Here is a 13,777-nt window from a genome sequence, read left to right on the forward strand (position 1 = left end):
TAAATGATAACGTAAACGATAATTATTATTATGCCCGCAGGATAATAGACGAAACGTTTGCTGCATAGCAAGTGCTTCACATCCGTGCGGATACTAAGGGAATAAGAAATAACCTGATGGTTTATGAGGTGTTATTCAGGTGTGAAATTTAAGATAAGGAACGCCTTATCGCGGGCAATAAGGCGAAAAAAAACCTCTCCCGTTTCGGGGAGAGGTTTAGGCTGAAGCTAAACTTAATTACTGCCGAACATATCCTTAATCCAGCCCGCAACGCCGTCGCTTTTCTGTTCCTGAGCGGGTTGTTGCTGCTGCTGAGGCTGCTGCTGCGGTTGTTGCTGCGGCTGCTGGCCTGCTGGAGCCTGGCTGAACGGATTAGCAGACTGCTCTTCCTGCTGGCTCTGCTGGCAGAGCGCACTCGGGTTCGTCGTCCAGACCGGCAGAACGCGATCGCCACCGCCGCTGCACTGGAAGTAGCCCGCACCGTTCACGCTCATATCAACGATATCTTCCGGCTGAGTCAGATCCAGCGGGATCGGTGACTGGTTCGCCAGATAACGCTGATACAGCGACATCGCCCCGCTGGCGCCATACAGCTTGGTCGGCTGGTTGTTATCGCGGCCGACCCAGGTAATGGTCACTTCACGACCGTCAATGCCGGCAAACCAGGTATCGACGTTGTTGTTGGTGGTACCGGTTTTCCCCGCCAGGTGCAGGTTCGGGTACTTCCCGCCCAGCGCACGTCCCGTACCGCGAGCCACCACCTGCTGCATACCAAACAGCGTCAGGTAAGCCGCCTGCGCAGGCACTGCCTGTTCCGCCTGCGGGAAGCTCTGGTACAGCACGGTACCGTCTTCGGCAATCACCGAACGCAGCGCGGAGAGCGTGGCGCGGTTACCGCCGCTGGCGATAGTCTGGAACGCCTGCGCGACCTGGATAGGCGTCAGGTTCAGCGCCCCCAGGATCATCGCCGGCACCGGACTAAGCTGATCTTTTGGCACCCCAAGCTTGGTCCAGGTATCGGTAATAGCCGGTAAGCCAAGCGTCATGCCGAGGTTAACGGTCGGGACGTTCATCGAGCGCGTTAGCGCATCAACCAGCATCACCTGCCCGCTATACTGATGGTTATCGTTCTGCGGCGACCACACCTGGCCATTCGACAGCTTGATCCCAACCGGGGCATCGGCAAGCCAGGTATTCAGGCGGAATTTATCCGGCTGGCTCAGCGCCGTCAGATAAGTGGCCGGTTTTGCCAGCGAGCCAATCGAACGACGAGCCTGCAGCGCACGGTTAAAGCCGGCAAACTGAGGCTCAGCCCCGCCGACAACCGCACGAACTTCACCGGTAAAGCGGTCAACAATGACCATTGCCGCTTCCAGATCGTTCAGCTTACGGGAAGCACGCAGCACCGGCACGCCTTCGGTCACCGCTTTTTCCGCCGCATCCTGAGACACGGAGTCAAAGGTGGTGAAGATCTTCACGCCGGACAGGTCTTTCACCTTGTCGCCCAGCTTGTCCTGAAGCTCCTGACGCACCATCTGCATAAAGGCTGGCTGTGGGGAAATAACGCCCCCGCGAGGCTGCACGCCCAGAGGACGAGCGCTCAGCATGTCATACAGCTCCTGATCGATAACCTTTTGTTCCTGCAGCAGGCGCAGGACCAGGTTACGGCGTTCAAGCGCCAGCTTCGGATTACGCCACGGGTTATAGAGCGACGCGCCCTTAACCATGCCCACCAGCAGCGCCTGCTGGTCGAGGCTAAGCTCTTCCACCGGACGGCCGAAGTAATAAAGGCTTGCCAGCGGGAAGCCACGAATCTGATCGTCGCCGCTCTGGCCGAGGTATACCTCGTTCAGATACAGCTCAAGGATGCGATCTTTGTCGTAGCGGGCGTCCATGATCAGTGCCATGTAGGCTTCGTTAGCCTTACGCCACAGCGTGCGCTGGTTGCTCAGGAAGAGGTTTTTCACCAGTTGCTGAGTCAGCGTACTGCCGCCCTGCACCGCACGCCCGGCCGTCAGGTTAGCGACAACGGCGCGGCCAATGGAGTAAATGCTGATCCCGTCGTGCTCATAGAAATGACGGTCTTCGGTGGCGATAAGCGTGTCTACCAGCAGATCCGGGAAACCGGAGCGCGGCACGAACAGGCGCTGCTCGCCGTTTGGCGAAGAGAGCATGGTTATCAGGCGCGGGTCGAGGCGGAAGATCCCGAAGCTGCGGTTATTATCCATGTTCTGGATAGATTCCAGGTGGCCACCGTCAAACACCAGGCGCGCGCGAATCTGCCCTTCTTTACCATCCGGGAAGTCAAACGGACGGCGAATCAGCTCGATGTTGTTCCCCTGCACGGTGAACTCGCCCGGACGCGTCATGCTCGACACCTGCCGATACTGAGTCGCTTCCAGCAGCTTCACCATCTCCGCTTTGCTGTAAGGCATATCCGGCTCAAGGTTCACCATGCGGCCGTAGACCGCCGCCGGAAGCTGCCAGACTTTGCCGTCAATACGGCTGCGGATCTGCTGATCGAGGTACACGCCGTAAATAACCAGCACCACAAAGAAGATGATCGCCAGCTTCACCAACAGCCAGAAGAAACGGCGTTTTTTCGACGGGCGGCCCGATCCTTTCCCCTTACCTTTTCCCTTACGCGGCGGCATTGGTTCCTCGTCTTCGTAGTCATCGTCTTCGTACTCGTCGTCGTAATCCTCTTCCTTGAGTCGACGACGGCTCACCTTCTCTTTCGCCGGACGCGTTGGTTTTCCTTTACGTCCAATAGGCTCGCGGTCATTCCCCGCCATGCATCTTCTCCACAAAAGTTCAGGCGCAAAGGCCCGATTCTCCGTTCTTCCGCGCAATGCGAAAGAAGAAATCTCTCAAAAAAACAGCCAGACATTCTTATCAGGAATGTCTTTTCATGTTTGCTCCCTCTCCCTTTAGGAGTGGGTTGGCGCTCTCAGGAATACTTCTTCGTGCGCCGGGTCGGCGCGGTATTCGCCGGATCGTCCGGCCAGACATGTTTTGGGTAGCGCCCCTTCATCTCTTTTTGTACTTCACGCCAGGCCCCGTTCCAGAACGCCGTTAAATCACGAGTTATCTGCAGCGGCCGCTGCGCCGGAGATAATAGCTCAAGCACCAGCGGAACGCGCCCCTCGGCAATGCAGGGCGTTTGGGCTTCACCAAACATTTCCTGAATACGCACCGCCAGCACCGGCGGATTTTCGCTGTCGTAGCGAATCGCAATCTGGCTTCCGGTCGGCACAGTGTAATGAGTTGGCAGGGCACTATCCAGCCGTTGACGCATCGGCCAGGCAAGCAAGTTGCTTAGCGCCCGGCTAAGGTCGATATTTTTCAGCGCCCGCAGCGAGTGCACGCCGCGCATTTCCGGCAGCAGCCAGTCTTCGAGCGTTGTCAGCAGCGATTCATCGTCTACCGCAGGCCACTTCTGCTCCGGCAGCCAGCGAGCGGCACAGGCCAGGCGTAAACGCAGTTGCTGAGCCGAAACCGACCACTCGAGCAGCCCAAGCCCGCGCTCACGGATCCCGTTTAAGATCGCCTGCTGCATTTCTTCTTCTGAAGGCTTCGCTAACAGCTGGGTTTTCACCACCAGCCTGCCGATTTGCCGACGGCGATACGCTTTTAACGATCCCCGCTCTTCATCCCACTCCACCGAATCACTTTCCGTCAGCAGGTGCGGCATGCGCGCGACAAGCTCTTCAACATCCAGCGGCAGCGCAAGCAGGATACGGGCATCCGGCGACTGGCTGCCCTGCAGCAGCAGAGGGGCAATCAGCCATTCATGCCGCGTCATGGCGTCGTCCTGCTCCAGCATAGCGCCCATCCCGTTCGCCAGCTGATAGCGGCCTTCAGCCCCACGCCGCCGGGCGATACGATCGGCAAATCCGCTGGCCAGCAGCGGCATAACCAGCGAGATATCCGGCTCGCCGCCTCGCCCGTTCATTCTTTTCAGTAACTGAGTGGCTCTCTGCCGCCAGTTGCCGTTCCTGCTGTCGAAAAAAGACCGCAAATCACCGCCGCCCTGAGTACGCGGCGGCTCTTCGAGGATCGCCGCAAGCCATGCGGCGGTGGCCTGCTCATCCGCCGTTTTTGCCGTCACCAGCATTGAGGCGAGGCGCGGGTCGTTGCCCATCTGCGCCATTTTTTGCCCTTGCGCGGTTAACCGATGCTGCTCGTCCACGGCGCCTAGCTGATGCAGGAGACGGCTGGCGGCCGTCAGGTTTACGTCCGGCGGAACATCAAGCCAGGTCAGCTGACGCACATCCTGACAGCCCCACTGCAGCAGCTCCAGCAGCAGGCCGGACAGATCGCTTTGTAAGATTTCCGGTTCGCTTTGCGCCGCCGCACGTTCAGCCTGTTCGGCGGCAATCAGGTGCAGACAAATACCCGGCTCCAGACGCCCGGCGCGCCCTGCCCGCTGGGTCATAGAAGCCTGGCTCACGCGCTGGGTTACCAGGCGAGTCAGCCCGGTGCGGGCATCAAAACGCGCGACGCGCTCCTGGGCCGCATCCACCACCAGGCGGATCCCTTCGATAGTCAGGCTGGTCTCAGCAATGTTAGTCGCCAGAACCACCTTACGCGTTCCCGCAGCGGCGGGCAGAATCGCCTTACGCTGCTCGCTCAGGGGCAACGCGCCGTACAGCGGGCAAAGCTGAACGTCGCTTGCCACACGCTCTCTGAGCTGCTCCTGCACGCGCTGAATTTCACCCACGCCGGGTAAAAACAGCAGCAGCGATCCGGACTCTTCACGCATCAATCCCGCCACCGCGCTCGCTACGGCTTCATCAAAGCGCTGATGCGCCGGCAGCGCCATGTAACGACGCTCAACCGGGAAAGCCCTGCCCTCGGAGGTAATGACCGGCGCATCCGGCAGGCATTGCTGCAGGCGTTGATTGTCCAGCGTCGCGGACATAATCAGGATCTTAAGGTCATCGCGCAGCCCGGCCTGCACGTCAAGCAGCAGGGCCAGGGCGAGATCGGCCTGCAGGCTTCGCTCGTGGAACTCATCGAGGATCACAAGCCCAATGCCGCTCAGCTCGGGATCCTGTTGGATCAGCCGCGTTAAAATCCCTTCGGTAACGACCTCAAGGCGAGTATTCGGCCCCACGCAACTGTCGGCACGCATCCGGTAACCGACGGTTTCGCCCGGTTTTTCCCCCAATAATTCGGCCAGCCTTTGAGCAACGTTGCGCGCGGCAAGGCGACGAGGTTCAAGCAGCAAAATGCGGCCTTCCAGATTACTCTGCTGAAGGATTTGCAGCGGCAGCCAGGTAGATTTACCTGCGCCGGTAGGGGCATTGAGCAAAATTTGCGGGGCATACTCGAGCGCTTTCAGCACTTCCGGTAGTACGGCCGCAACCGGTAATGAGGACACAAACGGCTCCAAAGGGTTAACATCAGCAGTCGCGCATTGTAGCATCCCGCCAAACCATAACCGAGAGACAACCATGGCCGAGAGTCGTCGCCTGTTTTTTGCCCTGACGTTACCGTCCGAGGTTCAGCAGCAGATTATCCACTGGCGTGCAGCCGAGTTTCCGCCGGATGCTGGCCGCCCGGTCGCCGCGGCCAATCTGCACCTCACGCTGGCGTTTTTAGGGGATGTTTCCGACGAAAAGCGTCAGGCGCTTTGCCGACTCGCGGGCCGTATTCGCCAGCCTGGCTTTACCCTGCGTCTGGATGATGCCGGGCAGTGGTTACGCTCAAGCGTCGTCTGGCTGGGCCCGCGCCAGGCTCCGCGCGGCTTATTGCAGCTGGCCAATATGTTACGCTCCCAGGCCGCACGCAGCGGCTGCTACCAGTCTCCGCAGCCGTTTCATCCTCACGTCACGCTGTACCGCAGCGCCCTTCGTTCCGCCGCGCTCCCGGCGCCGGGCTTCAGCTGGCAGTTCCAGGTCAATGAGTTTTCACTGTACGAATCCCTTTTTGAACGGGGAAGAACCCGCTATCAGGTGCTAGAAAACTGGCCGCTGACTAATAAGGAAGAGTAGATGGAATTTTCACCCGCACTGCAGCCCGCCACCCTCATCAAACGCTATAAACGCTTTCTGGCTGACGTAGTAACCGCCGAGGGCGAAACCATGACGCTGCATTGCCCTAATACCGGCGCAATGACCGGCTGCGCCACTCCCGGTGATACCATCTGGTACTCCACTTCCGCCAGCGCAACGCGTAAATACCCCCATACATGGGAGCTTACGCAGACGCAAAAGGGTGAGATAATTTGCGTCAATACGTTACGTGCGAACGCGCTGGTCAAAGAGATGCTGACGACGGTTCCTCCCGCAGAACTTACGGGCTATAGCGCGATACAGGCCGAAGTTAAATACGGTGAAGAACGCAGTCGAATTGACTTTATGTTACAAGCGAGTAACAAGGTTAACTGCTATATTGAAGTGAAATCAGTCACGTTACTTGAGCAGGATAAAGGCTATTTTCCCGATGCCGTTAGCCTGCGGGGTCAGAAGCATTTAAGAGAGTTAATGAATGTGGTTCAGCAAGGAGAGCGCGCGGTGCTACTGTTTGCGGTATTGCATTCTGCTATAAATAGCGTCTCGCCAGCCCGCCACATTGATGAAAAGTATGCGCGGCTGTTAACCGAGGCGCAGCAGTGTGGGGTTGAAATTATCGCCTGGAAGGCAGAACTTTCTGCCGAAGGGATGACTCTAACTACGCCGTTGCCTGTCTATTTATGAAAGCATCTGGTTAAGGACAGATAACGTATTGTCTTTTTTATAGTCGGGTCGTTTCGCAAATAAGCTTTTCTTCACACGGTTGTCAAGAGAGGAGTTTATATAATTGCCATCCTGAAAAGCATCTGCTATTTATAGCGGCCTGATTTTACCCCGACAGGGGACCGATAAGTGCGTGTTAAGGAGAAACAACATGCAAGAAGGGCAAAAGCGTAAAACATCGTCCCTGAGTATTCTCGCCATCGCTGGGGTGGAGCCATACCAGGAGAAAACGGGCGAAGAGTACATGAACGAAGCCCAGCTGTCGCACTTCAAGCGCATTCTTGAAGCATGGCGTAATCAGCTCATGGACGAGGTAGATCGCACCGTTTCGCATATGCAGGATGAAGCAGCTAACTTCCCGGACCCGGTTGACCGTGCAGCCCAGGAAGAAGAGTTCAGCCTCGAATTGCGTAACCGCGATCGTGAACGCAAGCTGATCAAAAAGATCGAAAAAACGCTCAAGAAAGTGGAAGACGAAGATTTCGGCTACTGCGAATCCTGCGGTGTAGAAATCGGCATTCGTCGCCTTGAAGCACGTCCGACGGCTGATTTGTGTATCGACTGCAAAACGTTGGCAGAAATCCGCGAAAAACAGATGGCCGGCTAACGGCTCTCGGAAATGCCAGACCTCTATGGCGGGAGACTCTCCCGCCATATTACTTTATTGCTCCCCGAAAACATGTCAGCTCAACTCTATATTGGCCGTTTTGCCCCTTCACCTTCCGGTGAACTGCATTTTGGCTCACTGATAGCCGCCCTCGGCAGCTACCTCCAGGCTCGCTCGCAGCAGGGCCGCTGGCTGGTACGCATCGAAGATATCGATCCTCCCCGTGAAGTCCCCGGCGCCGCCGACACCATCCTCAAACAGCTTGAGCACTATGGGCTGCACTGGGATGGCGAAGTGCTGTGGCAGTCTCAGCGCCACGACGCCTATCGCGCCGCGCTGGAGTGGCTCCAGCAGCAGGGGCTGAGCTATTACTGCACCTGCACCCGGAGCCGTATTCAGCAGATTGGCGGTTTCTACGACGGCCATTGCCGGACGTTGGGCCACGGGCCGCAAAATGCGGCGATGCGGCTGATGCAAGACAATCCGGTGCTCAGCTTCCATGACGGCCTGCGCGGGCAGCTGAACGCGGACGTTGCTCTGGCGCGGGAAGATTTCATCATTCACCGCCGCGACGGCCTGTTCGCCTATAATCTGGCTGTCGTCGTCGACGACCACTTTCAGGGCGTGACGGAAATCGTGCGCGGCGCGGACCTGATTGAGCCAACGGTAAGACAAATCTCGCTGTATCAGCAATTTGGCTGGCCCGCCCCGGGCTATATTCATCTGCCGCTGGCGCTGAATGATCAAGGCGCTAAGCTATCGAAACAGAATCACGCGCCGGCGCTGCCGCAGGGCGATCCTCGCCCTTTACTGGTAGAAGCGCTGCGCTTTTTAAATCAACAAGTAGCGGGCGACTGGCAGGATCTGACGCTGGAAAGCCTGCTCGAACAAGCCGTGGTTAACTGGTCGCTTGATAAGGTGCCGGTGAATACATCATTCTCAAATGCCCCGCACTGAGCTATGATTAGCCGCTGTTTTTTTTGTCCCTATGATTGACACTGCCGAGGTGGACTATTTTTACCCGAGTCGCTAATTTTTGCCGCAAGGTGCTTAACCGCGATGACGTCGTGGTCGAGGAGAATGAAATTCTCCCGCACATTACTGTTATCCCGCGCGATCAGCACGCTATTTCCCGCAAAGATATCAGTGAAAATGCCCTCAAGGTGCTTTACCGTTTGAACAAAGCAGGCTACGAGGCTTACCTCGTCGGCGGCGGTGTCCGCGACCTGCTGCTGGGCAAAAAACCGAAAGATTTCGACGTCACCACCAGCGCGACCCCGGATCAGGTGCGTAAGCTGTTCCGTAACTGCCGCCTGGTCGGCCGCCGCTTCCGTCTGGCTCACGTGATGTTTGGGCCGGAGATCATCGAAGTGGCCACCTTCCGTGGTCACCATGAAGAACAGCAGTCCGACGACCGTCAGACCTCGCAGCGCGGCCAGAACGGTATGCTGCTGCGTGACAACATCTTTGGTTCTATCGAAGAAGATGCCCAGCGTCGCGACTTTACCATCAACAGCCTTTACTACAGCGTGGCCGATTTCTCGGTACGCGACTACGTCGGCGGGCTGAACGACCTGAACAAAGGCATCATCCGCCTGATTGGCGATCCGGAAACGCGCTACCGCGAAGACCCGGTTCGTATGCTGCGTGCGGTGCGCTTTGCCGCCAAGCTGAACATGACTATCAGCCCGGAAAGCGGCGAGCCGATTCCTCGCCTGGCGACGCTGCTTAACGATGTGCCAGCGGCGCGCTTATTTGAAGAGTCGCTCAAACTCCTGCAGGCCGGGTATGGTTTTGAAACTTACCAGCTACTGCGTGAGTATCAGCTGTTCCAGCCGCTGTTCCCAATCATCTCCCGCTATTTTACCGAGCAGGGCGACAGCCCAATGGAGCGCATCATTGCGCTGGTGCTGAAGAATACCGATAACCGCATTCACAACGATATGCGCGTGAATCCGGCGTTCCTGTTCGCGGCAATGTTCTGGTATCCGCAACTGGAAATGGCGCAGAAAATAGCCCAGGAAAGCGGCCTCGCCTACTACGATGCCTTTGCGCTGGCGATGAATGAAGTGCTGGATGAAGCCTGCCGTGCGCTGGCGATCCCAAAACGCATCACCACGCTGGTACGTGATATCTGGGGCCTGCAGCTTCGTCTGTCGCGCCGTCAGGGCAAACGCGCCTGGAAGCTGATGGAGCATCCTAAATTCCGTGCGTCTTACGATCTGCTGGCGCTGCGTGCAGAGGTTGAGAACAACCAGGAACTGCTGCGTCTGACCAAATGGTGGGGCGAATTCCAGGTGGCGGCACCGCCAATGCAAAAAGATATGCTGAACGACCTTGGCGATGAACCCGCCGCGCGCCGCCGGACGCGTCGCCCGCGCAAACGTGCGCCACGCCGCGAAGGCAGCGCATGACCCTCGCGTATATCGCGCTGGGCAGTAACCAGGCGTCACCGCTGGAGCAGGTTTCTTCAGCTCTTGACGCCCTTGCCGCCATTCCACAAAGCCGAATGGTGGCAACTTCTTCGTTTTACCGCACTCCCCCGCTGGGCCCGCAGGATCAGCCAGATTATCTGAATGCTGCCGTGGTTCTTGATACCGACCTGTCCGCCGAAGCCCTGTTAGACCATACTCAACGTATCGAACTTGAACATGGCCGCGTTCGCAAAGAAGATCGCTGGGGACCGCGTACGTTAGATCTCGATCTTATGCTGTTTGGCGATGAGGTGATGCACACCGACCGTCTGACCGTGCCCCATTACGATATGAAGAACCGTGCGTTTATGCTGGTTCCGCTACTGGAAATAGCACCTGAATGCCGCTTTCCTGACGGGCAATCTGTTGCTGAGATACTGGTTCGCCTCTCTCAGGAGGGCATCACCCGCTGGTAAACAGCGCGCCCGTATCCTGTTCAAACCTTTCTCCGGGGATGATGATGAAACCCACTACCACCTCCACCCTGCGTAAGCTCAAGCAGGACAAAAAGAAATTCGCCACCCTTACCGCCTATGACTTTAGCTTCGCCAGGCTGTTTGCTGACGAAGGCATTGGCGTATTGTTGGTTGGCGATTCACTGGGCATGACGGTTCAGGGCCACGACTCCACGCTGCCGGTCACGGTGGAAGACATTGCCTACCACACCCGGGCAGTTCGCCGCGGTGCACCAAATTGCCTGCTGCTGGCCGACCTGCCGTTTATGGCCTACGCCACGCCGGAGCAGGCATTTGCCAATTCCGCAGAGGTGATGCGCGCCGGGGCCAACATGGTGAAAATCGAGGGCGGACGCTGGCTGGCTGAGACGGTGAAAATGCTGACCGAACGCGCTGTCCCGGTCTGTGGCCACCTTGGACTCACCCCGCAGTCAGTGAACATTTTCGGCGGTTATAAAGTGCAGGGCCGCGACGAACAGGCGGCTCAAACGCTGCTGGACGACGCCCTGGCGCTGGAAGCTGCTGGTGCCCAGCTGTTGGTGCTGGAATGCGTGCCGGTGGAACTGGCAAAACGCGTTACCGAAGCCCTTTCTATCCCGGTGATTGGCATTGGCGCGGGCAACGTCACGGACGGGCAAATTCTGGTGATGCATGATGCCTTCGGGATAACCGGCGGCCACATTCCTAAATTTGCGAAGAATTTCCTTGCTGAGACCGGTGATATTCGTGCCGCGGTGCGCCAGTACATTAATGAAGTCGAGTCCGGCAGCTATCCGGACAACGAACACAGTTTCTACTGACAGGAGATAGGTTGTGCTAATTATCGAAACGTTACCGCTGCTGCGTCAGCAGATTCGCCGCTGGCGCCAGGAAGGCAAGCGCATCGCCCTGGTGCCGACCATGGGCAACCTGCACGATGGGCATATGACGCTGGTTGAAGAAGCCAAAGCCGTTGCCGATGTGGTAGTGGTCAGTATTTTCGTCAATCCGATGCAGTTTGACAGGCCTGACGATTTAGCCCGCTACCCGCGCACGCTGCAGGAAGACTGCGAGAAGCTGAACCGCCGCAAGGTGGATATGGTCTTCGCGCCTGCGCCGGTGGATGTTTATCCGCAGGGCCTCGACACGCAAACCTTTGTGGATGTGCCGGGGATCTCCACCATGCTGGAAGGTGCCAGTCGTCCTGGGCATTTCCGTGGCGTGTCCACCATCGTCAGCAAGCTGTTCAACCTGGTTCAGCCCGACGTTGCCTGCTTCGGCCAGAAGGATTATCAGCAGCTGGCGCTGATCCGTAAGATGGTTGCCGATATGGGCTATGACATTGAGATCGTCGGCGTGCCTACCGTGCGCGCTAAAGACGGCCTGGCGCTCAGCTCCCGCAATGGTTATCTGACCGCCGACCAGCGTAAAATCGCCCCAGGCTTAAGCAAAGTAATGAACAATCTTGCCGACAAGCTGCGCAGCGGCGATCGTGATACCGAAGAGATGTTGATCCTTGCGGCGACCGAACTAAACGAAAAAGGCTTCCGTTCAGACGACCTGCAAATCCGTGACGCAGACACGCTTCTGGAGCTGTCGCCAGAAAGCAAAAGCGCGGTGATCCTGATGGCAGCCTGGCTTGGTCAGGCGCGACTGATTGATAACGTTACCGTCGATTTGGCGCAGTAGACAGCCTAAATAAAAAGGGCAATACTGCCTCGAATATCCACGGCGCTGAGGATCTCAGCGCTTTTTAAGCCCAGTAACAAAGGTTCAAGTTTATGATTCGCACCATGCTGCAAGGCAAGTTACACCGCGTCAAAGTGACTCAGGCGGACTTGCATTACGAAGGCTCCTGCGCCATCGATCAGGACTTCCTTGAGGCGGCAGGCATTCTGGAATATGAGGCCATCGACATCTACAACGTCACCAACGGGAAGCGTTTCTCTACCTACGCTATCGCCGGTGAACGTGGCTCTAAAATCATCTCCGTTAACGGCGCGGCGGCACACTGTGCTGACGTCGGTGACATTCTGATTATCGCCAGCTACGTCACCATGCCGGACGAACAGGCACGCAGCTGGCAGCCAAAAGTAGCCTACTTTGACGGTGAGAATGAGATGAAACGTCTCGCGAAAGCGGTGCCGGTTCAGGTAGCGTAATAATCCCCCCGCCCTAACCCTCTCCTCACGTGGGAGAGGGAATCGAACGCCCCCACTTTAGCTCACGCCTCAGGCTGATTGGTAATCGTCCTCGACATCGTCTCCAGCGAATCCGTCCTCATAATATAAAGCCGCTTCAGCAAGAACGGATTATCGCCCGGCTTCACCTTGCCACGCACCGTCGTAACCGCCATATGGAAACCTGCGTCATTCGCCGCTTTCACCGCGGTATCGTTATAGCCGCCAAACGGATAGGACAGGTAAAGCACGTGCGGATTGAACTGCGACAGCGCGCGGCGCGAGTGCTCAAAATCAAACAGAATATTGTGATAACTGCGGCTCAGAAGGATCGGGCGGCGATAGTTATCGACACGGTGCAGGAAATGGGTATGCGACTGGATATCAAAGACGCTTTGGATCGCCTCCAGCTCGGAAATGCTCATAAACTGTAGCGATTTTGGGTTCCACGGCTGCGGATGGCGCTTGATCCGTGACGAGATAATGTAAGCCGTCGCTTTGAAGTCGTACTGCTTGAGAATCGGAAACGCGTAGCGATAAACCGACTTCAGCCCGTCATCAAAGGTGATGACCACCGAACGAGCCGGAAGGTTCATGCGGTTACGCACATAGCCTTCAAGCTGGTACATCGTCAGCGTGGTGTAGCCCATATCGCGTAGCCAGGTCATCTGGTTGCTGAAGGCGACCACCGAAGTCGTGGTGGAGGTGTGGCGGAAACGGGTATTTTCCTCATCACGCAGAATATGATGATAGGTCAGGACCGGAATGCCGTTATCGGGCTGTGCGTCCAGGCTGCTGACGTAGCCCAGGCGGTTGCCGATGCGAATCTGATACCAGGTCTGGTTCAGGCGATCTTTCAGCTTGCCGATGATCGGGTAGCGGAGATTATCCGCCAGGGTGCCAAACACCGCTGAAGAGGTGACGGGCTCGTTATAGATAGCCACATCGCGGAAGGTTATCAGGTTTTGGTTACTCAACGGCTTATTCAGATCGCCCAGCCGGTCTTCCACCCGCTGCTTACCCTTTACCGGGCCAAGATGCGCCTTGTCGATAAACCCGGTACCGAAGCCAAAGTTAAATTCATAGTAATCCGCCACCGTTGGCACGACGGCCAGGATCTGGCCCTGCCCAATTCTGCCGACGGAAATCACGCTATCCCCCACCTGCGCCCAGATGTCGGCATCTTCAGTGGTTTGCATATATTGGGCGGGCGTGTCGTGGCTACTGAGCAGGCTGGCCTGGGCGGTACCGATGCTGATGACCAGCATGACGCAATAAACGAGGCGAGTTAACATGGCAAATTAGTCAGTTTTTTGTCGGGAAGACGGAAGGAATTCAT

Annotated in this window: 12 protein-coding genes; 9 read left to right on the plus strand and 3 right to left on the minus strand. The window is 57.2% G+C overall.

The window, feature by feature from the left end:
• Positions 1-233: 233 nt before the first annotated feature.
• Together mrcB and hrpB are read right to left on the minus strand one after the other, a co-directional pair.
• A complete protein-coding gene (mrcB, locus tag ACE38U_RS19685; protein ID WP_038475467.1) occupies positions 234-2,795 on the minus strand; it encodes a bifunctional glycosyl transferase/transpeptidase in 2,562 nt (853 codons plus the stop codon).
• A 155-nt stretch (positions 2,796-2,950) separates the two neighbouring features.
• Positions 2,951-5,386, minus strand: coding sequence for an ATP-dependent helicase HrpB (hrpB, locus tag ACE38U_RS19690; protein WP_375530394.1), 2,436 nt, complete (start codon positions 5,384-5,386; stop codon positions 2,951-2,953).
• A 73-nt stretch (positions 5,387-5,459) separates the two neighbouring features.
• On the opposite strand from hrpB, the gene thpR reads away from it, so the two are divergent.
• The 9 genes from thpR to panD all read left to right on the plus strand — a co-directional run bounded on the left by thpR (position 5,460) and on the right by panD (position 12,420).
• Positions 5,460-5,999, plus strand: coding sequence for an RNA 2',3'-cyclic phosphodiesterase (thpR, locus tag ACE38U_RS19695; protein WP_038475470.1), 540 nt, complete (start codon positions 5,460-5,462; stop codon positions 5,997-5,999).
• Positions 6,000-6,704, plus strand: a complete 705-nt coding sequence (gene sfsA / locus ACE38U_RS19700) for a DNA/RNA nuclease SfsA (RefSeq protein WP_375530395.1) — start codon at positions 6,000-6,002, stop codon at positions 6,702-6,704.
• Between the two features lie 190 nt (positions 6,705-6,894).
• The gene (dksA, locus tag ACE38U_RS19705) at positions 6,895-7,350 is read left to right on the plus strand and encodes an RNA polymerase-binding protein DksA (RefSeq protein WP_038475474.1); all 456 of its coding nucleotides are present in this window, start codon (positions 6,895-6,897) and stop codon (positions 7,348-7,350) included.
• Between the two features lie 72 nt (positions 7,351-7,422).
• Complete coding sequence (gluQRS, locus tag ACE38U_RS19710; protein WP_375530396.1) at positions 7,423-8,307, plus strand: tRNA glutamyl-Q(34) synthetase GluQRS; 885 nt, start codon at positions 7,423-7,425, stop codon at positions 8,305-8,307.
• Between the two features lie 56 nt (positions 8,308-8,363).
• Positions 8,364-9,764, plus strand: coding sequence for a polynucleotide adenylyltransferase PcnB (gene pcnB / locus ACE38U_RS19715; RefSeq protein ID WP_235212930.1), 1,401 nt, complete (start codon positions 8,364-8,366; stop codon positions 9,762-9,764).
• Positions 9,761-10,240 (plus strand): 2-amino-4-hydroxy-6-hydroxymethyldihydropteridine diphosphokinase, encoded by a 480-nt coding sequence (gene folK, locus ACE38U_RS19720; protein ID WP_176981395.1) that lies wholly within the window; start codon positions 9,761-9,763, stop codon positions 10,238-10,240. Before pcnB ends, folK begins: the two co-directional genes overlap by 4 nt.
• 44 nt (positions 10,241-10,284) lie before the next feature.
• Positions 10,285-11,079 carry a 3-methyl-2-oxobutanoate hydroxymethyltransferase gene (gene panB, locus ACE38U_RS19725; protein WP_176981396.1) on the plus strand — a complete coding sequence of 265 codons (795 nt, stop codon included), beginning with the start codon at positions 10,285-10,287 and terminating at the stop codon, positions 11,077-11,079.
• 13 nt (positions 11,080-11,092) lie between these two features.
• Positions 11,093-11,947, plus strand: coding sequence for a pantoate--beta-alanine ligase (gene panC / locus ACE38U_RS19730; RefSeq protein ID WP_038475481.1), 855 nt, complete (start codon positions 11,093-11,095; stop codon positions 11,945-11,947).
• Positions 11,948-12,039: 92 nt separating this feature from the next.
• Entirely contained in the window at positions 12,040-12,420 is a 381-nt protein-coding gene (panD, locus tag ACE38U_RS19735) for an aspartate 1-decarboxylase (RefSeq protein ID WP_008461846.1), read from the plus strand.
• A gap of 62 nt (positions 12,421-12,482) precedes the next feature.
• On the opposite strand, the gene ACE38U_RS19740 is transcribed toward panD, so the two are convergent.
• Complete coding sequence (locus ACE38U_RS19740) at positions 12,483-13,733, minus strand: polysaccharide deacetylase family protein (protein WP_038475486.1); 1,251 nt, start codon at positions 13,731-13,733, stop codon at positions 12,483-12,485.
• Positions 13,734-13,777: the final 44 nt, after the last annotated feature.

The organism is Cedecea selenatireducens (assembly GCF_042138895.1).
In the GTDB taxonomy this organism is placed as follows: domain Bacteria; phylum Pseudomonadota; class Gammaproteobacteria; order Enterobacterales; family Enterobacteriaceae; genus Cedecea; species Cedecea selenatireducens.